Annotated in this window: 17 protein-coding genes and 1 riboswitch; of the genes, 4 read left to right on the plus strand and 13 right to left on the minus strand. The window is 64.1% G+C overall.

The features are described 5' to 3' along the window. Positions 1–5: 5 nt before the first annotated feature. The gene (gene ppc / locus AC1DYM_RS03015) at positions 6–2,711 is read right to left on the minus strand and encodes a phosphoenolpyruvate carboxylase (protein WP_477335966.1); all 2,706 of its coding nucleotides are present in this window, start codon (positions 2,709–2,711) and stop codon (positions 6–8) included. A 94-nt stretch (positions 2,712–2,805) separates the two neighbouring features. After that, a riboswitch (S-adenosyl-L-homocysteine riboswitch) is annotated at positions 2,806–2,886 on the plus strand. Between the two features lie 18 nt (positions 2,887–2,904). On the opposite strand from ppc, the gene ahcY reads away from it, so the two are divergent. Beyond that, on the plus strand, positions 2,905–4,335 hold the full coding sequence (ahcY, locus tag AC1DYM_RS03020; protein WP_046967056.1) for an adenosylhomocysteinase: 1,431 nt from the start codon (positions 2,905–2,907) through the stop codon (positions 4,333–4,335). Positions 4,336–4,497: 162 nt separating this feature from the next. On the opposite strand, the gene AC1DYM_RS03025 is transcribed toward ahcY, so the two are convergent. Next, on the minus strand, positions 4,498–5,241 hold the full coding sequence (locus tag AC1DYM_RS03025) for a hypothetical protein (protein ID WP_477335809.1): 744 nt from the start codon (positions 5,239–5,241) through the stop codon (positions 4,498–4,500). Positions 5,242–5,546: 305 nt separating this feature from the next. Between AC1DYM_RS03025 and metF the strand changes: the two genes are divergently transcribed. The 3 genes from metF (at position 5,547) to AC1DYM_RS03040 (ending at position 7,940) form a co-directional block, all read left to right on the plus strand. Beyond that, the gene (gene metF / locus AC1DYM_RS03030; RefSeq protein ID WP_477335811.1) at positions 5,547–6,377 is read left to right on the plus strand and encodes a methylenetetrahydrofolate reductase [NAD(P)H]; all 831 of its coding nucleotides are present in this window, start codon (positions 5,547–5,549) and stop codon (positions 6,375–6,377) included. Between the two features lie 73 nt (positions 6,378–6,450). Continuing rightward, positions 6,451–6,960 carry a DUF4124 domain-containing protein gene (locus AC1DYM_RS03035; protein ID WP_477335813.1) on the plus strand — a complete coding sequence of 170 codons (510 nt, stop codon included), beginning with the start codon at positions 6,451–6,453 and terminating at the stop codon, positions 6,958–6,960. A 65-nt stretch (positions 6,961–7,025) separates the two neighbouring features. Further along, positions 7,026–7,940 (plus strand): branched-chain amino acid transaminase, encoded by a 915-nt coding sequence (locus AC1DYM_RS03040; protein WP_125902973.1) that lies wholly within the window; start codon positions 7,026–7,028, stop codon positions 7,938–7,940. Between the two features lie 88 nt (positions 7,941–8,028). Here AC1DYM_RS03040 and AC1DYM_RS03045 read toward each other — a convergent pair whose 3' ends face one another. From AC1DYM_RS03045 to AC1DYM_RS03095, 11 genes are all read right to left on the minus strand, one after another. Beyond that, complete coding sequence (locus AC1DYM_RS03045) at positions 8,029–8,904, minus strand: hypothetical protein (RefSeq protein WP_477335815.1); 876 nt, start codon at positions 8,902–8,904, stop codon at positions 8,029–8,031. A gap of 12 nt (positions 8,905–8,916) precedes the next feature. Next, on the minus strand, positions 8,917–10,518 hold the full coding sequence (locus AC1DYM_RS03050; protein WP_477335817.1) for an esterase-like activity of phytase family protein: 1,602 nt from the start codon (positions 10,516–10,518) through the stop codon (positions 8,917–8,919). Beyond that, positions 10,518–12,836, minus strand: coding sequence for a TonB-dependent receptor (locus AC1DYM_RS03055; protein WP_477335968.1), 2,319 nt, complete (start codon positions 12,834–12,836; stop codon positions 10,518–10,520). Before AC1DYM_RS03055 ends, AC1DYM_RS03050 begins: the two co-directional genes overlap by 1 nt. 185 nt (positions 12,837–13,021) lie before the next feature. Next, positions 13,022–14,305, minus strand: a complete 1,284-nt coding sequence (locus AC1DYM_RS03060) for a sensor histidine kinase (RefSeq protein WP_477335819.1) — start codon at positions 14,303–14,305, stop codon at positions 13,022–13,024. Next, a complete protein-coding gene (locus AC1DYM_RS03065) occupies positions 14,289–14,975 on the minus strand; it encodes a response regulator transcription factor (protein WP_036110317.1) in 687 nt (228 codons plus the stop codon). Before AC1DYM_RS03065 ends, AC1DYM_RS03060 begins: the two co-directional genes overlap by 17 nt. Before the next feature lie 193 nt (positions 14,976–15,168). Beyond that, complete coding sequence (gene rimK, locus AC1DYM_RS03070) at positions 15,169–16,104, minus strand: 30S ribosomal protein S6--L-glutamate ligase (protein WP_477335822.1); 936 nt, start codon at positions 16,102–16,104, stop codon at positions 15,169–15,171. Then, positions 16,101–16,550, minus strand: coding sequence for an ATP-dependent zinc protease family protein (locus tag AC1DYM_RS03075; protein WP_477335824.1), 450 nt, complete (start codon positions 16,548–16,550; stop codon positions 16,101–16,103). Before AC1DYM_RS03075 ends, rimK begins: the two co-directional genes overlap by 4 nt. Positions 16,551–16,715: 165 nt before the next feature. Further along, positions 16,716–18,017: an MFS transporter gene (locus AC1DYM_RS03080; RefSeq protein ID WP_477335826.1), complete on the minus strand. Its 1,302-nt coding sequence runs from the start codon at positions 18,015–18,017 to the stop codon at positions 16,716–16,718. Between the two features lie 7 nt (positions 18,018–18,024). After that, on the minus strand, positions 18,025–18,801 hold the full coding sequence (locus AC1DYM_RS03085; RefSeq protein ID WP_046967845.1) for an HAD-IIA family hydrolase: 777 nt from the start codon (positions 18,799–18,801) through the stop codon (positions 18,025–18,027). A 72-nt stretch (positions 18,802–18,873) separates the two neighbouring features. Continuing rightward, complete coding sequence (locus tag AC1DYM_RS03090) at positions 18,874–19,329, minus strand: hemerythrin domain-containing protein (RefSeq protein ID WP_477335829.1); 456 nt, start codon at positions 19,327–19,329, stop codon at positions 18,874–18,876. A gap of 58 nt (positions 19,330–19,387) precedes the next feature. Then, on the minus strand, positions 19,388–20,506 hold the full coding sequence (locus AC1DYM_RS03095; protein WP_477335831.1) for an acyltransferase family protein: 1,119 nt from the start codon (positions 20,504–20,506) through the stop codon (positions 19,388–19,390). Positions 20,507–20,552: the final 46 nt, after the last annotated feature.

Raw genomic sequence — 20,552 nt, forward strand, 5'->3', positions numbered from 1 at the left:
ATAGCTCAGCCCGTGTTCTGCAGCCCTTGCGACACGCCGTTGACGCAGGCCACCAGGGCACTGAGCAGGGCGTCATCCTTGCCGTCCGTGGCCCGCCAGCGCTTGAGCAGGTCGACCTGGAGCAGGCTCATCGGATCCACGTACGGATTGCGCAGACGGATCGACGTCGCCAGGCGAGGGTCGCCGGCCAGCAGTTCATCGGCGCCCTTCAGCTTGAGCACCCACGCCACCGTCCGTTCGAACTCCGCGCGGATCATCGGGAAGAAGCGCTCGTGGAGGGGGCCCGCGAGCTTCGAGAACGCTTCGGCGATGTCGATATCGGCCTTCGCCAGGACCATTTCCACATCGTCCAGCATGGTCGAGACGAAGGGCCACTCACGCGCCATCTCCACGAGGCGCTCCTCGCCGCAATCCTTCGCGACGACGTCGAGCGCGCTGCCCAACCCGTACCATCCAGTGAGCACGGCACGGCACTGCGTCCAGGAAAATACCCAGGGAATCGCGCGGAGGTCTTCCACGCCCTTCATGCTGCGGCGACGTGCCGGACGCGAACCGAGCGTCATGCGCTCGATGACATCGATGGGCGTGGCGCCGCGAAAATAGTCGACGAAGCCTTCGGTGTCGACGAACGCGCGGTACGCCTTGCGGCTCTCCGCAGAGAGCCGTGCCATCGTGTCCTTCCATGCCGGCTCGCGCGCATCGACGTCGCGCGGGCGCAACGAGGCACGCATCACCGCACCGAGCGTCTGCTCAAGGTTACGCACGGCCAATGCACGAATGCCGTACTTGCGGTGGATCACTTCACCCTGCTCGGTCACGCGCAGCACACCGCCCACGGAACCGCGGGGCGAGGCCATCAGGGCCGGGGTGATGCGCGAGCCGCCGCGACTGGCCGAGCCACCGCGACCGTGGAAGAAGGCGACGCGAATGCCGGCCTTCGATGCCACCTCGAGCAGGTCCACCTGGGCGCGCTGCAGACTCCACTTCGACGCCAGCGTGCCGCCGTCCTTGCCGCTGTCCGAATAGCCGAGCATCACCCACTGGCGATCCCCGCGCGCCTTGAGGTGCTCCCGGTAAACCGGATCGTCCAGTAGTGCCTGCAAGGTCTCGGCGCCACCGGCGAGATCGTCGATCGTCTCGAACAGCGGGGCGACATCGAGTGGCACGCGCCCGTCTTCGACCAGGCCACCGCGACGGGCCAGCGCCAGCACGGCGAGCACGTCGGCCGCGCTTTCGGCCATGCTGATGATGTATAGGCCCGTGGCTTCCTGACCGTAGCGCTTGCGCGAATCGGCCAGCGTGGCGAACACCTCGCGGAGCATCGTCGCGGCCTCGTGATCGTCGCCGGCGACGAAGCTCCGTTCGCCGGCGGCGTACGGGCGTAGTGCCTTCACGCGCGCGGCCGTGTCGTGGTTCGCGAATTCCACGTCATCGAGCAAGGCGGACAGCGCCTCGTCATGCACACGTGCATCCTGGCGAACGTCCAGCCGGGCCAGATGGAAGCCGAACGTGCGTGCACGCCAAAGCAGGCGACCGACGGCATAGGCACCGGCATGCTTGCCGCCATGGGCAACGAGGCTGGCATCGACCAGTGCGATGTCGTCGATGAATTCATCGGCCGCGGCGTAAGCCGCAGGCTTCTCCTGCAACGTCGCCTCCAGCCGCGCGGCGACGAATTTCAGGAAGCTGCGATACGGCATATCCGCGTGACGCGGACGGATGGCTGCCGCGGCTTCGGGAAGTTCCTCGCGATAGCGCTCCAACCGGCGAACGAGCCGGTCGTCGAGCGCCACCCGATCGTCGGTCTGGCTGAGCAGTCGGCCCAGCTCGGCGACGTCCTCGAGGTAACGCTCCAGAACCAGCGAGCGTTGCGCGCCGAGCGTCGCCGCAATGGTCTCCGCGTTGACGTTGGGATTGCCGTCCATGTCGCCGCCCACCCATGTGGCGAACCGCAACAACCGCGGAATCGTGACGCCTTCGCCGTAGGTTTCAGCAAGCGCCTGCTCGAGGGCCTCGTACAGTGCCGGCAGCACGCGGTAGATCGGTCGCGCGATGTAGAAACCCACGTGATCGAACTCGTCCTGCACGCTCGGCCGCACCGGCGAGGCTTCCGCGGTCTGCCAGCCGGCGGACAGCGCCATGAGAATGCGCGCATCGTCGTCGCGCAGCTCCTGCGGCGTTCGCGTCGGGTCGAACTCGTCGACGAGGGCACGCACGATCTCCTGCTCTTTCTCGAGCAGCGAGCGACGCACGGCCTCGGTGGGGTGCGCGGTGAACACGGGCTCGACATCGAGACGGCCGAGCAGCGCCGTGAGTTCGTCGCGACCGACCCCGTCCTTCTTGAGGCGGCCGAGCACCGCGGCCAGCGATTCGGGCTGGGGGGCTCCGCCTTCCCGCTGGTAGTCGCGGCGACGACGGATGCGGTGGACGCGTTCGGCGGTATTCACCGCCTGGAAATACGTGGCGAAGGCGCGGGCCAGGGATTCGGCATCGGCCGCTTCCAGGCCGGTGAGCGGTGCGGCCAGGGCGTCTACGGCCGCGCCGCTGCGCCGGCGGTGGATCGCCGTCGTCCTCACGTGCTCGACGCGCTCGTAGAAGGCCTGGCCGCCCTGCTCGGCGAGCATCTGGCCGACCAGGGTACCAAGACGGCGCACGTCTTCGCGCAAGGGGCCGTCGTGGGGCAGGAATTCGGGATCGCGTGCGGCTTCCATCGGGCTCTCTGCAGTCATCGGAACCCCGAGAGTACCTAAAAAGATGTGTTCATCCCTGCATCCGGATTCCGCGATACAATGGGAGACCGTTTTGCCCGCCGAGGGGCGCTGCGACCATGGGGTCTCCCATAGGCCAGGCTCGGCGCGGCCTCCTGTACAACGGCGCCCCCGTAACCAATCGGAGCTACGCCCCATGAACGCCGTCACCAAAGACACCGCTTTCCAGGACTTCAAGGTCCGCGATATCACGCAGGCCGCGCTCGGTCGCCGCCGCATCCGCATGGCCGAAGAAGAAATGCCGGGCCTGATGCAGATTCGCGCCCGCTACGCCAAGGAGAAGCCGCTCCAGGGTGTGCGCCTCTCCGGCTCGCTGCACGTGACCAAGGAAACCGCCGTCCTGGCCGAAACCCTGCGTGAGCTGGGCGCCTCGGTCCGCTGGGCYTCGTGCAACATCTTCTCGACCCAGGACGACGTCGCCGCGGCGCTCGCCGAGGGCGAACTGCCGGTGTTCGCCTGGAAGGGCGAGTCGCTGGAAGAGTATTGGGACTGCACGCTCGACATGCTGACCCACCCGGGCGAACTCGGCCCGCAGCTGATCGTCGACGACGGTGGCGACGCCACCCTGTTCATCCACAAGGGTGTCGAACTCGAAGACGGCAGCGACTGGGTCAACACGCCCAGCGGCAACCACGAAGAGCAGGTCATCAAGGATCTGGTCAAGCGCACCGCCGCCGCCCGTCCGGGCTGGTTCAAGAAGGTCGCCGCCGAATGGCGCGGTGTGTCCGAAGAGACCACCACCGGCGTGCATCGCCTGTACCAGCTCGCCGAAGCCGGCAAGCTGCTGGTTCCGGCGATCAACGTCAACGACTCGGTGACCAAGAGCAAGTTCGACAACCTCTACGGTTGCCGTGAGTCGCTGGCCGACGGCATCAAGCGCGCGACCGATCTCATGGTCGCCGGCAAGGTGGCCGTGGTCTGCGGTTACGGCGACGTGGGCAAGGGTTGCGCGCATTCGCTCAAGGGCTTCGGCGCCCGCGTCATCGTGACCGAAATCGACCCGATCAACGCCCTGCAGGCCGCGATGGAAGGCTTCCAGGTCACCACGATCGAAGAGACCCTCGGCCTCGGCGACATCTACGTCACCACCACGGGTAACAAGGACATCATCACGCTCGAGCACATGGCGGCGATGAAGAACAACGCCCTGGTCTGCAACATCGGCCACTTCGACAACGAGATCCAGATGGATCGCCTCAACGGCGCCAAGGACGTCACCCGCGAGACGATCAAGCCGCAGGTCGACCGTTACACCTTCGCCAAGGGCAACGCCATCTACATGCTGGCCGAAGGCCGCCTGGTGAACCTCGGTTGCGCCCATGGCCACCCGAGCTTCGTCATGTCGAACAGCTTCTCCAACCAGACCCTTGCCCAGCTCGACCTGTGGGCCAACAAGGACAAGTACGAGAAGACGGTCTATCGCCTGCCGAAGAAGCTCGACGAAGAAGTCGCCCGCCTGCACCTGGCGCAGATTGGCGTGAAGCTGACCGTGCTGACCAAGGACCAGGCCGACTACATCGGCGTGCCGGTCGAAGGCCCGTACAAGCCGGACCACTACCGCTACTGATCGATCGCGGTATTGCGACACAAAAAAGGCGCCCCTTCGGGGGCGCCTTTTTTGTGCGCTAGAGTTTCACGCCTGCCCAGGATGATCGATCGACCAGCCACGCCATGAGCAGGCACTTATGCGCTAAGGTTAAAGTTTTTTTACGATGAGATCCTTTATACGTCACCGGTCATACTCACCACGATAAAGCTCGCCTTCGGCATATTTTATCAGCAGACCTTTTTCTTCGCTGTTTTTAGGCTCTCCCGGAGAACCAAGAAATGGAAACGACTGGATGAGGTCGGGTCTCATGTCGAGCCATTCGCTTTTTACTCCAACGTTTTCCATTCCTCCAAGGCTCCCCGATCCAAGTGCGATGGAAATCACATCAATGAAGAATGATAATTTTTCATTGGTCATCCCAGAGAATAAAGGCCTCATCGGCTTAACTCTCAAGTTAAACCATATCGTTAGCATGGACTGGCGCTCAAAATCATCATCACTCAATTCTCTGATGAATTTGATGTCACTTTTCACGGCAGAAAGACTTGTATAAGGCTCTGCCTTACACATATTAGGGTAAGCAATAATGAAGCCCTCAGCCTCCTTTCCCATCTTGACAATATTATATTCACGCTCAACTTCAAATTTATCGGCATCACGATCAAACAGAGAGCAGCTTGCCTCGACGGTGCCATGAAGAGCACGAAATACGCTTGGTCTAGATAAAGCAAATGCTAGCCACTCATTTTTAGTTAGTTCGCGCTGGAACCCCAAAAGCTTCATGCAGTCATTTGCTGATAGCGTCTTCGGCGAAGTAAAGAACAGAATAATTTCGTCGACAAGCCCTAGCTCGTGGTATTCATTGCCCTTACTAGCGGAAATAGAGCCCTTAAGAATCCTGATTTCTTCGTCAATTGTTTTCATGGGGCCAGCAGTCCTTCGTGGGTAGAGACAATTGAAGCTTGGATTCCAATCCAAGTTAACGGGTCGACATGATTTTTCGTAAAGCTTGCACGGTATTTCAAGCGTGGCGATTATTCCTCGGCACCAGTGCGACGCACATAGTTCTTACGTCGTAGGACGATTTCGACAACTTCCACGGGATAAACGTGTCGAGTGCCCATGTGCCGTATTCGCTCACAGATGCGGGATGTGCATGACGCCTCTAGCCATCTTTCCATCTGGATGGAAAGATATATACTTCAGGCATCGCTCCGGGAACCGTGCCCATGCCCGCTATCAGTTTCGAGTTCTTTCCGCCCAAGACCGACGAGCAGCGTGCCCAGCTCGACGTGACCGTCGCCCGGCTGAAGAAACACGCGCCGGACTATGTCTCGGTCACCTTCGGCGCCGGCGGCTCGACACTGAGCTACACCGACGAAACGGTGAAACGGTTGCGTGCCGACCACGGCCTTTCGGTTGCGCCGCATCTTTCCTGCATGGGCGGCACGCGGGCCGAAATCGCCGCGCTGCTCGACCTCTACAAGGCTACCGAGTGTCGGCGCATCGTCGCCCTGCGCGGCGACCTGCCCTCGGGCATGGCCTCGCCCGGTGACTTCCGCTACGCGGCCGAGCTGGTCAGCTTCATCCGGGAGCACAGCGGCAACCATTTCCATATCGAAGTGGCCGCCTATCCGGAAACCCATCCGCAGGCGGAAAACGCGCTGGTTGACCTGCGCCACTTCAAGGCCAAGGTCGACGCCGGTGCCGATGGTGCGATCACCCAGTACTTCTTCAATCCGGACGCCTATTTCCGCTTCGTCGACGACGTGACACGGCTCGGCGTGAAGGTCCCGATCGTGCCCGGCATCATGCCGATCGCAAACTTCAGCCAGCTGCGTCGCTTCTCGGAGCAGTGCGGCGCGGAGATCCCCCGATGGATCGTCAAGCGCATGCAGGCGCATGGCGACGATGCGGCCGCCGTGCGCGACCTGGGCGCCGAAGTGGTCGCTGAACTCTGCCAGCGCCTGCTCGATGGCGGTGCGCCCGGCCTGCATTTCTATACGATCAATCGGGCCAAGGCCACGATCAACGTGCTGGAGCGGCTCGCCGCGCGCTAAACGTGCGCGGCATCACTCTCCGCTAAGGTGCGTCCATGGATGATGACGCACCGCCGCCACTCGTGCCGCCACCGTGCTTCGTGCCCTCGCCCTCCTCCTGCTCCTGATCGCCTTGCCTGCCGCCGCGCAGACGACGATCCACCGTTGCATCGGCACGGATGGCCGCCCCGTATTCTCCGACSAGCAGTGCACCAGCATCGGCGCGACGTCGATCATGCCCCCGGCGGTGCCAGCGGCCGCCAGCTCCAGTGGCGCGGATACGCCTGCCGGCCCTAGCACCGGCCTGCTGTGTGCGAAGGACGTGGCGGGGCTCCGTGAGGGCATCGCCCAGGCTTTCGCCAACCGCGACGCCAATCGCATCGGCGGACTGATCCTGTGGAGCGGCTACGGTAGCGGCGGCGCGGTCGAGAACATCAGGAACATCAATGCCTTGGTTCACCAGTCCCTGCTGGCGGTCGAGGGCAACGAAGCCGGGGGGCTCGACGCCGTGACAGCCGCGCCCGGGAACGACGCCGCCACCCGTCGCGCCCACTTCAGTGTGGTGCGTGACTCGGGTTGCCTCTGGCTCCGCCCGCCGGCCTGACGCGTTGCGCCATGGCAGGGGCCGCACTGCGCGTTATCATGGGCGGTCCCCAGGAGAGCGTACCCATGCAGAACTACCCCGATTGGATCTGGCAGAACGGGCAGATCAAGCCCTGGCGCGATGCCACCGTCCACGTGATGGCACATGCGCTGCACTACGGATCCTCGGTGTTCGAGGGTATCCGTAGCTATGAGACGCCGGACGGCGCGGCCATCTTCCGCCTCACCGACCACCTCAAGCGCCTGTACATGTCGGCGAAGATCTACGACATCGAGATCCCGTACTCGATCGACGAACTCGCCGCGGCCTGCCGCGACGTGGTCAAGAAGAACGACCTCAAGGCAGCCTACCTGCGCCCCGTCGCCTTCCGCGGCCTGGGTGGCTTCGGCCTCTCCGCGGAATGCCCCACCGACGTGGCCGTTGCCACGTGGCCGATGGGCCCGTACCTCGGTCCCGAGGCGCTGGAAAATGGTATCGACGCCTGCGTGTCGAGCTGGCAGCGCTTCGCGCCGAACACCATTCCCGCCGGTGCCAAGGCGGGCGGCAACTACCTGTCCGGCCAGCTGATCGCGCGTGAAGCGCGTCGCCTCGGCTTCGGCGAAGGTATCGCCCTGGCCTCGACCGGCCTGCTCAGCGAAGGCGCCGGCGAGAACCTGTTCCTGGTCTTCGACGGCGTGTTGCACACCCCGCCGGCCAGCGCATCGATCCTCACCGGTATCACCCGCCACACCCTGATGACCCTCGCCCGCGAGGATGGCATCGAGGTGGTCGAGCGTGACCTGCCCCGCGAGTACCTCTACCTCGCCGACGAGATCCTGATGTGCGGCACCGCGGCGGAAGTCACGCCGATCCGCGCGGTCGACGGCAAGCAGATCGGCAACGGCAAGGGCGGCACGATCACCCGTCGCCTGCAGGAGCTGTATTTCGGCCTGTTCAGCGGCAAGACCGCCGATCGCTGGGGCTGGCTCGAAGCACTCTGAGGCCTTGAAGCATCGCCGATAAATCGGCTCCTACAGGAGCACAGCACCCCGGTAGGAGCCGATTCGGCGGCGATGCTCTTAACGCTGCTTAGTTACAAAACCCATTCGGGTACGAAGACGACCGATAGGCGTAAAGCCAGCTCGTCTTCCCGCCGTCATTGGCAATATTCCAACCATTGCCGATCGAACCGATCGCCGCATTCAACGTCTGTGAACGCGTCAATACGGGTGTGGTGAAGTACTTGTCCGCATCCGCGTCGACGCGGAACGACAGTTCGGCCAGCGCCGGCGTTGCCGCGCCATCGATGTACCACAGCGTCAGCGTGAACTCCGCCACGGACTCACCGATGTCGGACACCGGACCGGCGTACTCCTGCTGCGTCACCGTCACGCCCGCGACCTTCGACAACGACGATGTCGATACATCGGACAACGCGGTTGCACCCGGAAACAGCTTGATCAGTGCCGCGACCGTGGTCGGCGTAGTGGTCGCATCCTGTTTGGTCGAATGCGCCAGCACAAGGTTGCCCGGCGTCACGTCGGTCTCGAGCTTGGTTTCCTTGTTCTTGCCCGCGCCCGAGACGTCCGTCCAGTACGACAGCTCTTCGTCGGCGTGACGGAACTTGAACTGGATGTCCGTATCGTCGCCCGCACGCGTGCGCACCGAGTAGCCGCGCTTGTTCAGCGGACAGGTGCCCGGCGTGTCGTAATACGCCAGCGTGTCGCGATCGCCGGCGGCGAAGTTGCCGGTGATCGTCTTGTCGAAACCCAGCGTCGACAGACGCGCCGAGAGATTCGTCAGCAAGGTGGCGGCGGCGCTCGACGGATTGCTGGCAAACCGCGTCGGGTCGACCAGCACCTTGTATTCCTTGCTGTCGACGTAGGCCGGTGAGTTGGCGTGACTGGCAACCGAGCCCAGCATGAGCGTCGCCGATAGCAGCGAAAGAACCGTACGTTTCATCATGCGCATAACCCTTTATCGGTGGTTGGAGGCGGCGGTGGAACGCATGCCCGGCAAGGTCAGCCGGTACACGAGGATGCGGTTATCGTTATCGATGGCGGAATCGCAGTTCTGGCCATCCATGACGCAGTGCTTCGCGATGAAGTCGTTGTCGTTGCCGACGAGGAGGAACCAGTCGTCGGGCCGCTCCGGATCGAGCGCGGGAACGAGGTCCATGGCCTCCCATTTTTCCGACAACCGGGTTGTACCCTTCCCGTCGGCATCGAGGCCAAGACCGAACCGCGCAAGGTCGGTGGGGTCCAGCAGATTGACCAGCGGCTTCCACGCGGCGGCGTGGATATCGCTACGCAGGTGTCCATCGCTTCCCACCACCGACGTGGTCGATGTTTCGTAAACGGTTCCTGCCAGGTTGCTTGCTCCGTCGGTATCGACCAGCAGCACGCTCTTGTAGACGATGGGTTTGCCGCCGTCCGCACCCAGGCCGTTGCCATCACGCGCCAGCATCAGGAAGGTGTGGTTGTCCAGGACACGGATCTCGCTTTGCGCGGCTGTCTTGTTTGGCGCGGCGCCATTGCCGAGATCGGCATACGCGGGCAGTCGCAGCACGTAGTGGCCGACCGGTCGTTTCGGCTGGGCGTTGCGGCTCACGTCGTAGACCAGCACTCGGGTAAGCACCCGTCCGGATGCATCGCCAGGCGCGGTGTCCTGGATCAGCGCACTCTGCAAGGCCACGAAAAGACGCGTGCCATCCGGCGACAACGCCATGCCTTCGACACCCTGGTTATTGCGACGGCCGGTCGCTGGGGGCCTCAGCGAGGTGAAGTCCGGCTTGCCCTCGGTATCCAGCGGACGAACGGCCTTTGGCGGCACGACGATACCGGTGAGCCTGCCCTTCGCATCGAAGCGATACACGTTGGCCGCGTATTCGTCGCCTACATAGAAGCCACCGTCGCGAGTGAACTGCAACGACTCCGCATCCAGCGACACCTTGCCCGCACCGATCCCACTCGCCGGCGAAGGCAGCACGATGCCGCGCTCCTTGCGTAGGCCCTTCGCAGGCTCCGCACCCGTGAACGGCTTGCCGTCGAAATCACGCAGCTCGCGCCCGCCATCCACGACAAGAGATACCACGCCCCTTGTGGGAGCCGCTTCAGCGGCGAAAGCAGATGGCGCCGAGGCACCAGCACCGCGCTCCGCAGGCATCGCCGGCCTAGCCGGCTCCCTCATTTTCGTCGTTGGCTCCGCCACTTTCATCGTGAACCGGAAACGATGCAGCCGCCCCCGGTAATCGAAGAACACGTTGTGCTCGGGATCGTTGCGTCCGCGATCGGGCAGAGTCCACAGGACACCGGTATACGTATCCCCTTCCCGCTTCCAGCTCCCCGGTTCGATCATCAGCGACGAGAACGACCCCAGGGTGTCGCCGAGGAAGTCGATCGTCCCCGCGGGAAGCGATCCCGCAGCAACCAGGCCGTGATCGACGTACGTCTTGCCGCCGAGATCCACCGAACGGGGCAGCGGAGCGGTGGCGATATCCGCCACGCGAACATCGACGGTCTGCGCCGAGGCGCTGCCCAGGACTAGCGTCACGCACAGAGCGACGATGCGGCGGGCCATCAGAAGCGCACGTCCAGCGTGCCGAAGACCTGCAGCGGTGCCGAGGCATGAAAGACGTAGGCGGTACCGGCCGGATCGCTCGGAACGAACGCGCTGGAATCGAAGTTGCTGGCGTAGCGCTTGTCGGTGAGGTTGGTCACGTTGACCGACAGGCGCACGTCCTTCGCAATGGACAGCGCGCCGAAGTCATACCCCCCCGACACGTCCCAGGTCGTGAAGCCGCCGAAGCCCTGGTCATTCGTGTACGTGTAATAGCGCTTGCCGGTGTACTTGCCGCGCAGCGAGGCGAACCACGGGCCCTGCGTCCAGTCGATCTGCGTGGCGAACAGCTTCGTCGGCGTATCAGTCTGGATCTTGCCGCTGGTGTGCTGCACGACGCCGGCCTGGACGTAATCGTTCGCGTAGGTCGAGCGATTGAACGACGCAGAGTTGTACCAGCGAAGGTGACTGGTCGGCTGCCAGACGAAGGTCAGCTCGACGCCGTGGCTGTTGACGCCGCCGACGTTGTAGAAGCGGTTGCCGCAGCTGGGACCGACCGGCTGGCGCGAGTCACAGGGGTTGTACTGCAGCAGGCGATTGTCGAAGCGCACGTTGTACGCCGCCACGGAGGCGGCCACCTGGTCCGTCTCGATGCGGTAGCCGGCCTCGAGGCTGCGCGACTTCTCGGGCTTGAGGTCACCCTGCGTGTTCCAGATCGACTGCGCGACAGCCTGCGGCCCCAGCTTGAACCCACCCTGGAACATGGCGATATTCTTGGAGAAGCTGGTGAAAACTTCCTGTCCTTCGGCAAGCTTGTAGCGTGCACCGAACTGCGGCAGCAACGCCTTGCTCGCGCTGAGCGAGCCTGTCGCGAACTGGTTGTTCGAGTTGGCAGGGATCGGCTTCACCGCGTCTCCGGGGAGTGCCTGCGCACGCGAGGTGACGTGCGGGCTCTTCACCCCGACGTCGATCGTCAGCGTGTCGTCGAGGAAGCGCAGGGTGTCCTGCAGGAAGGCCTGACGCGTATTCCATACGGTGCGCTGGTCGAACACGCCGAGGTCCGGCGTCGCGTCGATCGGGCCGCTGAGATCGCGCGGGCCGGTGACATAGCTGCTGTAGCGCGATGCCGTCGATACGTTGTGCTCGTACCAGACGCCGCCCTCGATATGCTGGTTGGCGATGTCCCAACCCGCCGAAAGGATCGCGCCCGAACGATTGATCGTATAGAGCGTGTTCCGGAAGATGATCGGCAACTGCTGCGGCGTACCCGGGTACGAGTACGTGCCGCTGTTCCAGTTATGGCCTTCGCCCGCGTCTTCGTGGTGATAGACCTGCGCGTGGATCGTGACCGAATCGCTCGGGAAGAAATCGCCGGCGAGGTAGTAGAGATCGTCGTTGCGCAGGATCTGGCCGGCGGTGAAGGCGCCGTCCGCATCCGTGTCCGCGCCGCTCTTGTCGCACAGCTTCGCGTTGAGCGTGCCGGCGTTGCAATAGGCCTTGCCGATCGCCTTCTGCCAGTTCGGCGCGGAGCCGCCCCAGTCCCAACCAAGGCCGCGCGCGAGCTCACTCTTGGACAGGTAGAAGTAGTCCGCCTGCGACGTGCGTGAGGTATCCGCGAATCCGGTGAAGCGCGCCCAGTCGAGATCCCATACGGCTTTACCGTTGAACTGCTTCGTGGTCGAGCCGTTGTAAGCCGTCTGGTCGTTCCACAGATCGGACGTGGTCTTGGCACCCGACAGGTACATGGAGAAGCCGTTGTACTCGCCCGTATCGAAGCGCGCATACGTGCGGCGGTTGGCATCGCTGCCGAACGTCTGCGAAACGCGACCGCCCATCGTCTTCAGCGGGTCGCTCGAGGTGTAGGCGATCGTGCCACCGAGGTTGCTGGTGGATGGCGTGCCCAGGTTGCCGATGCCTTCGGAAAGCTCGGCGCCGGCGAAGTTCTCGGAGATCAGCGCGCGGTTGATCGAAAGACCGTTGTAATTGTTATAGGCGCTGTCGCCCAGTGGCATGCCATCGAGCGTGTAGCCCAGGCGCGTACCGCTGAAACCACGCAGGCTGAGCGTCATCGATTGTTCGTTGGTGCCCAGCGCATCGACCGATTGCGCGTTCACACCCGGTAGCGTGTTAAGGACTTTCTGAAGACTCGTTCCTGGCGGCAAGGCCTTCTGGTCCGACGGACGCAGGCGCTGTACCTGACGTGTTTCACCGGTACCGATCACGGAAACCGCGTCGAGGTCCTGCACCTTGTCGTGCTTGGTGGCGCTGGAGGACGGGTCGGGCGGGACGATCGGACTGGTGGCGATGTCATTCGCGTAAGCGACGGAAGAGAGGGCCATGCCAAGGGCGATGGCCAGAACGGTCTGCTTGAACAAGAGGCTGCATCCTTACACTCGCGGACGCGTCGCGACACACCTCCCCTGAGGGTGTCCATCACGCGCCGTGGAAGCCTCGGATAGTCGTGCAGGAAAATGGCAGCTTAGTGACAGCTTATGTGACAGGACGGCTGGACGGCCGTCTTCGATCAGCGGAAGTCGATGGTGGAAATCGCACCGGCCATGTCGGCACGCGGCCGCAGGGAGACATCCCAATCGTACAGTTCGCACAGACGACGCACGATCGCGAGGCCGAGGCCGGCACCACCACCCGTGGCGCTCTCGCCGCGAATGCCGCGCTGGAACAGCTTCTCGGCGTCCTCCGGCTTGATCCCGGGACCGGTGTCGATCACGTCCACACGGCCGTCGAGCACACGCACCGTGACCTTGCCTTCCATCGTGTACTTGATCGCGTTGCCGATGAGGTTGGTCAAGGCGACCGAAAGCACCGACGCAGGCGCATTGACCGTCACCGTGCCATCGGAGATCAGTTCGATCTCGATCGGCTTGCCGCCCATCTGTGGGCGCTGGCTTTCGATCACGTCCGATGCGACCTTGGCCACATCGGTGGTTTCACCGCGCGTCGGACCGCGGCGCTCCGCGCGGGACAACAGCAACAGGGCTTCGATCAGTTCGGTCGCCTGGCGCGAGGCGCGTTCGATGCGCTTGAGCCGCTCACGCAGCTTGTCGGTCAGGTCGGGCGAGCCCTGCAGCAGTTCCGTCGTGCTGGCGATCACCGCCAGCGGCGTGCGCAGCTCATGACTCACGTCGGAGTTGAATTCGCGATCGCGCTCGACCACCGAGGTCAGTCGCATCGCGTATTCGTCCAGCGCCACGGCCAGTTCACCGACTTCGTCGTCGGCAAAGTGGGGAGCGAGTGCCTCGGCTTTGCCGACGCGGCGGAAGTCGCGCAGGCGGCGTGCCAGGTCGGTCACGGGCCGTAACACGCGCGAAGACAGCCACACACCGAGCACGAGCGAGAACAGCCCGAACAGGAAGACGGCTGCGATGACACTGGTGATCAGCTGGCGTTTGCCCAGTTCGTCGCGCGAGACGTCGAACTGGAGGAAGTTGATGATGCCACCCGCGTGACGGACGGCGACCTTGTAGTGGTAAGGCTTGCCGTCCTTGCCTGTCTCGTACAGATCATGGACGCCCGTGTCGAGCGACTGCCAGTTCAGCGGCGCCTTATAGATCGTGCGGTCACTGAACGTGGCCGCGTTGATGATCTTGAACTGCGGCCGCTCGGCCGGGTTCGCGCGCACCTGCTCGTTGAGCGAGTCCGCCTCGTCCTGGAGTGCCGAATTGATCAGCTGCTCTTCGACGCGTTCACGGATGTTGATCGCCGCGTACGCGAAGAGAGCGCTCAGGCTGAAGCCGAACAGCGTAAAGGTGACTATCAGGCGAAAACGAAGCTTACGTCTGGACCGCATCCGGATCGACCATGCGATATCCGATACCGTGACGCGTGTGAATCAGCGGCTTCTCGAAAGGTTTGTCGATGGCCGCACGCAGCCCGTGGATGTGTACGCGCAAGGAGTCCGAATCCGGCAGCTCCTCGCCCCACACGCGTTGCTCGAGATCCTGCCTCGTCACCACGGACGGGCTGGCCTCCATCAACGCCTGCAACAGCTTCAGGCCGATCGGATTGAGCTGGATGGACTTGCCCTCGCGGCTCACGGTGAGCGTATCGAGATTGTAGGTAAGCCCGCCCACCTTGAGCACCCGGCTCTGCGGGCCCTTGCCGCGTCGCGCCAGCACTTCCAGCCGCGCCGCCAGTTCCTGCAGGGCGAAGGGCTTGGTCATGTAGTCGTCGGCGCCGGACTCGAAGCCGGTGAGCTTGTGCTCCAGCGAGTCGCGCGCCGTGAGCATGAGCACCGGCGTCTGCTTGTGCGCCTCGTGGCGGAGTTTCTTCGCGACATCCAGCCCGTCCATACCCGGTAGGGTCAGGTCGAGCACGATGACGTCGAAATCGTGTACGACAGCCAGGTGCAGCCCGGTGACGCCGTCGCCGGCGAAATCGACGACATGGCCGCGATCCTCGAGGTAGTCCCCGATGTTCGTCGCGATGTCGGTGTTGTCTTCGATGACCAGAACGCGCATTCGGCACTCCATTGTGCGGTCGCGGGTGAGTCTTATCAGTATTGCGACCGGAAGCTTAACGCCGAATCCGTGAAGCGGACAGCAGTAAAAGAGAGGCCCGGACGGAAAACCGCCCGGGCCGAAAGAACTACTGCCCCGATACCGTCACCCCGCGTCGCGGAATCACAGTGCGACCTTTATAGGCGAGGCCCGTTTAAATCGCTGTTAATCCCTTCGGGGCCCTTGGGCGGCGGGCCTTGGCGAGCACGGGTCGCGCGGCAAGCTGGCGTTCGCAGTGGGCGATGATCGCGTCGGCGACGTCCACGCCGGTGCTGCCTTCGATCCCCTCCAGGCCCGGTGAGGCGTTCACTTCCAGCAAGAGGGGGCCTCGGGACGAGCGCAGGAGGTCCACGCCGGCCACCTCCAGGCCCAGGGCCGAGGCGGCCTGGATCGCCACACGGCGCTCGTCGTCGGAGAGTTCGACCGAGGCCGCCGAGCCGCCCCGGTGCAGGTTGGCGCGGAACTCACCCGGCGCCGAGGAACGCTGCATGGCCGCCACGACCTGATCGCCGACCACGAAGCAGCGCAGATCGCTGCCGTTGGCCTCACGGATGAACTCCTGGACGAGGAAGTTGGCGTAGAGGCCGCGGAAGGCCTCGATCACGCTCTGCGAGGCGGAGCGTTTCTCGGCCAGCACCACGCCGGCACCCTGGGTGCCCTCGTTCAACTTGATGATGTGCGGGGGATCGCCGAGCATCGCCAGCAGGTCGGAGGTGTCGTCGGGGTTGTCGCCAAAGGCGGTGACCGGCATGTCCACTCCTTTCACCGCGAGGATCTGCAGGCTGCGCAGCTTGTCCCGGGCGCGCAGGACGGCATCGGACGGGTTAGGCGTGAACACGCCCATCAGTTCCAGCTGGCGGAGCACGGCGGTGCCATAGAAGGTGCTGGAGGCGCCGATGCGCGGGATCACGCAGTCGATGGGCCCGAGCGGCTTGCCCTTGAAGTGGATCGCAAACATTTGCGGCGCGATGCTCATGTAGCAGCGCAGCGGATCAATCACGCGCACGGTGTGCTTGCGCTTGCGCGCCGCCTCCACCAGTCGCTGCGTGGAGTACAGCCGCGCGTTGCGCGACAGGATGGCGATCTTCATGTGGGTTCCCGGACCGCGCGGCGCGCTGTCTGTGAATAGGAAAGCGAGGGATCGACCTGGAAGCGCCCGATCAGCGCCGTCCGGCCGAGCAAAAGGGGGAACAGCATGTGCCGCCGGTCGGTTAGGTTCACTTCGGCGAGGAACGACTGCCCGGCCAGCTCGATCTCGGTCTGGATGAACCAGCGTGTGGTCGCATGGCCGCCGGAGTCCGTCACCGTGCGCTGGCCGATGGCCCTGGCCTCGCATGGCGCGGATACACCGCCCCGGCGCGTCGTACGCACCTGAAAGCGCAGCCAGGTGCCATCCGCCCGCTCATCGACCTCGAGCCACTCGACGTGCAGCGACGACGAGCGCGCGCCCGTATCGAGTTTGGCCTTGAGGACGGTGACGCCGAGCGACGGAAGTGCAAGCCGTTCGCGCCAGCCTAGGGTGATGACATCAGTCATGGGTCTGGTGCGAAGGTAGGGGGACGGCGGTGGACCGGGGGAACGGTCCGGATGCAAAAGCATGCCGAAGCTGGTGCCGGGTTTCAACCGGCACGATGGCAGGGGTGCCCCGGCCTGTCACGCCCATGAAATCGACGTGAACAGGCCAGGAACCGTCGGCCACCCTCAGCGGCTTAGGGCGCCCCGCCCGCTCACCATCATGTAGATCGATGCCGCGACCCCAACGAGCGAGACGATGGCGACGTAGTGCGCCGGCCCCAGGCCGCCAGCCGTGGTGGCCAGATAGMCGACCAGGACGGGTGTCGCCGCACCGGCAATGGCATAGGCCACGTTGTAGGACACGGAAATCCCGGAGAAACGAATGGGCGGTGGGAACGAGGCCACCAGGACGGCGGGGACGATGCCCGCCACCCCGGCGAAGACGCCCGCGAGCGCATAAAGGGGAAACAGGTGGACACCGCCGGACTGAAGATCGATGTACAGCGCGTAGGTGCTGAGCGTCAGGCCCACCGAGGACAGCAGCATGGCGCGGGCAGTCCCCATCCAGTCGACCAGGAGGCCGCCACCGATACAGCCCAGGCACAGGGTGAACGCCGCGATGCTTCCGCCGGTGAACGCGCGTGCCGGCTCGACATGAAACCTCGTCTGCATGACCGTCGGCGTCGTCAGGATGACCACCACGATCGCCGCGGTAAGCACCCAGGTCACCGCCATCGACAGCAGCACTCCCGGAAGATGGTCGCGAATGACGACCAGGGCGGGCAGCTCCTCCGCGAGTTCCTTGCGCTCACGCATGCGCGCGAACACGGGCGTCTCGCTCAGCCACCGACGCAGGTAGACCGCGATGAAGCCGAATGCGCCACCGAGGATGAAGGCGATGCGCCAGCCGTGGTCGAGCATGTCGGCTTCGGACAGGGTGGCGTTGAGCCATGCCGCCAGCAGCGAGCCCATGAGGATGCCCGCGGTGAGACCGGCGGAAAGGCTGGCCACGGCAAGTCCCACGCGGCGCTTGGGCACATGCTCGGCCACGAACACCCAGGCACCGGGCACTTCGCCACCGATGGCCAGCCCCTGCACCACGCGGAGCAACGTCAACAGGATCGGGGCGAATACACCTAGCGTCGCGTACGTCGGCAGGATGCCGATGAGAAGCGTCGGCACCGCCATCAGGAACACGCTGAGCGTGAACATCCGCTTCCGACCGATGCGATCGCCGAAGTGCGCCATGACGATGCCGCCGAGCGGCCGGGCGAGGTAAGCCACCGCGAAAATGCCGAACGTCTGCAGCGTCGCGAGCCAGACCGCCGTGCCGGGCGGAAAGAACAGGTGCCCGATCGTCTTCGCGAAGTAGACGAAGATCACGAAATCGTAGAACTCCAGGGCGCCGCCAAGCGCCGAAAGGAGCAGGGTTTTCACATCGCCACGGTCGAGCGTGCGGCGGTCCGCACTATCCAGGGTCGCACTCATGGTCGTATCAGCCCTCGAGCAGGTTCGCGACGGAATCGAGGATTTCGGCGGGACGGAAGGGATACGCCTCCACGTCCGCGCGCGTGGCAATACCACTGAGCACCAGCACCGTATGCAGACCCGCCTCGATACCCGCGACGACGTCGGTGTCCATGCGGTCGCCGATCATGCCGGTGTTATGCGAGTGGGCACCGAGCTTGTTCATCGCTGAGCGGAACATCATCGGATTGGGCTTGCCGATCACGTAGGGCTCGCGGCCGGTGCAACGGGTGATCAGTGCGGCGACGGCGCCCGTCGCAGGCAGCGGACCTTCGGCGCTCGGGCTGGTCGCATCCGGGTTGGTGCAGATGAAACGTGCGCCATTACCGATGAGCCGGATCGCCTTGGTGATCGCAGCAAACGAATAGGTGCGCGTTTCGCCCAGCACGACATAGTCCGGCGCGGTGTCGGTCATGATAAAGCCGGCCTCGTGGATCGCCGTGGTGAGACCCGCCTCGCCCATGACGAACGCCGAGCCGCCGGGTGACTGATCCTTCAGGAAGGTGGCCGTGGCCAGCGCCGAGGTCCAGAGCTGCTCTTCGGGCACGTCCAGCCCCGAGGTGCGCAGGCGCGCGCTCAGGTCGCGTGGGGTGAAGATCGAGTTGTTGGTCAGCACGAGGAAGGGAGTCCCCTGGTCCCTCCACTGGCGAATCAGCTCGGGCGCACCCGGGAGTGCCTTGTTTTCATGGACGAGCACGCCGTCCATATCGGTGAGCCAGCAGGCAACGTTCTTGCGGTCGGACACGGCGATTCCTCGGAACAAACGGGACGTTGGGGACAAGAGTACCGCGCCGCCGTGCCGGTCGCTTGGTCGGAGCTATTCGCTGGCAAGCTTCTTGTGCATGGCGACGTATTCCTTCCGATATTTCTTCGCCAGCCCGGTCTTCTGCCGGTCGGTGAGAATCTTGCCACCAAGCTGGAAGAAGCTGCGTTCCTCCTCACGAAGGTGCTCGTGCAGCTCGTCAGAGAGCTTGCTGAGGTTGGCCGTCCACTTGCGGCCGGCGTGGCTGACCGTCTGGAGCTCCTCCACCAGGTCATCCATCTTGTGGTGATCGGCCAGGGCGTCGCGCGACGGATGCAGCCCGCGGTCGTCCATCAGCATGGGTACGTAGAGGAAGCGCTCTTCGGCGGCCTCGTGCGCGGCCAGCTCGATGCGCAACGCGGTGAACAGCTCCACGCGACGCTCGCCGGGGTCGGAGCGCATCAGCTTGCGCATCAGGGAGCGCTGGATGACGTGGCTTTCGCGCAGGGCTTCGAAAATGGTTTCGGACATGGCGTTCCCGGCTTTGTCGTGGGGCTGCCATGGTCGCCGGTGTCATGTCAGGGTTTCGTCAGTGGCCGTGTGTGGGCAAGGCGGGATCCATCGAGTGCGAGGCGACGCCGTGACCGAGGAATCGTCGGCCGAGTATTCGCAGCAAGGGCGTCTCCAGGAGGTGGTAGCTGAGGAGCCCCACGCCGAGACCGACCAGACCCATGGCAACGGCCAGCAGGGAACGATTGACTACGCCCACCCAGCCCAGACGATCGAACGCCGCGGCAACCCCGATGAAGATCACCGCGTGCCAGAGATAGATCGAGAAAGAGGCGTTACCCAGGTATTGCAAGGCAGCGGGCATGACGCGGCGCATGCCGTCTGACTCGAACGCCACCGTGCCGTAGACGATGAGGGCAGCCGGCAGCCCCCAGCAGCCCAGACGCAAGAGATAGGACAGCGCAGCCCGTCCACCATCCGCCTGGAGTGGAAGCGTCCCGAGAAGTAACCACACGACACCGATCCCGATCGCGACGGCGCGGAAACGGTGTTCGCCACGCTCGATCAGTACGCCGACGCCGATGCCCAGCAGAAACTCGAGAACAATGGGTGCGAAGACGTAATCCAGGGGGATGCGCAGGCCGAACACGGTGGCGAGAAAGGTGGCCACGCCGACGACGGCGAACCAGATCAGCCATCCCACGTGGACCCGCGTGGGGAACACCGCAAGACTCAGCGCGGTGATCGCATAGAAATAGATCTCGAACGTCAGTGTCCAGGCCGCCTGGACCCGAAAATTGGGAAGCCCGTCGATCAGGAAGAGCAGCTCGACCTGCGGCTTCTTCACGAAGGAACTCACCGGCGGCAACCAGATCATCATCACGCTTGCTGCGCCGAATACGATCCAGTACAGCGGATAGATCCTGATGACGCGCTTCATCATGAATTCGTAAAGCACCCTGCCCCGCCCGACCACCGCCGCCCGCGCCGCCGAGCGCCGGGTCACGTGGTAGATGATGAAGCCCGACACGACGAAAAAGATGTCGACGCCGGACGGTCCGACCGCCACGAACCAGGTCTTCGCCCAGTGTGTGCGCATCGGCGGCATGTCCCAGAACAGGTGGCTGGTCAGGACCATCAAGGCCGCGATGGCACGCAGGCCCTGGATGTTGCGGTAGTTCGTTCGTGCCGTTTCCATGGTGCGCGTGGCGGTCACAGCCCAAAACAGGTAGTGCCGCCCGCCG

This window comes from Luteibacter sp. P1_D3 (assembly GCF_056406135.1).

Bases quoted from the DNA above. Each gene is read 5' to 3' on its own strand.
- ppc (WP_477335966.1), bottom strand. From the start codon at position 2,711: ATGGAAGCCGCACGCGATCCCGAATTCCTGCCCCACGACGGCCCCTTG.
- AC1DYM_RS03025 (WP_477335809.1), bottom strand. From the start codon at position 5,241: ATGAAAACAATTGACGAAGAAATCAGGATTCTTAAGGGCTCTATTTCC.
- metF (WP_477335811.1), top strand. From the start codon at position 5,547: ATGCCCGCTATCAGTTTCGAGTTCTTTCCGCCCAAGACCGACGAGCAG.
- AC1DYM_RS03040 (WP_125902973.1), top strand. From the start codon at position 7,026: ATGCAGAACTACCCCGATTGGATCTGGCAGAACGGGCAGATCAAGCCC.
- AC1DYM_RS03045 (WP_477335815.1), bottom strand. From the start codon at position 8,904: ATGATGAAACGTACGGTTCTTTCGCTGCTATCGGCGACGCTCATGCTG.
- AC1DYM_RS03050 (WP_477335817.1), bottom strand. From the start codon at position 10,518: ATGGCCCGCCGCATCGTCGCTCTGTGCGTGACGCTAGTCCTGGGCAGC.
- AC1DYM_RS03055 (WP_477335968.1), bottom strand. From the start codon at position 12,836: ATGGCCCTCTCTTCCGTCGCTTACGCGAATGACATCGCCACCAGTCCG.
- AC1DYM_RS03060 (WP_477335819.1), bottom strand. From the start codon at position 14,305: ATGCGGTCCAGACGTAAGCTTCGTTTTCGCCTGATAGTCACCTTTACG.
- AC1DYM_RS03065 (WP_036110317.1), bottom strand. From the start codon at position 14,975: ATGCGCGTTCTGGTCATCGAAGACAACACCGACATCGCGACGAACATC.
- rimK (WP_477335822.1), bottom strand. From the start codon at position 16,104: ATGAAGATCGCCATCCTGTCGCGCAACGCGCGGCTGTACTCCACGCAG.
- AC1DYM_RS03075 (WP_477335824.1), bottom strand. From the start codon at position 16,550: ATGACTGATGTCATCACCCTAGGCTGGCGCGAACGGCTTGCACTTCCG.
- AC1DYM_RS03090 (WP_477335829.1), bottom strand. From the start codon at position 19,329: ATGTCCGAAACCATTTTCGAAGCCCTGCGCGAAAGCCACGTCATCCAG.
- AC1DYM_RS03095 (WP_477335831.1), bottom strand. From the start codon at position 20,506: ATGGAAACGGCACGAACGAACTACCGCAACATCCAGGGCCTGCGTGCC.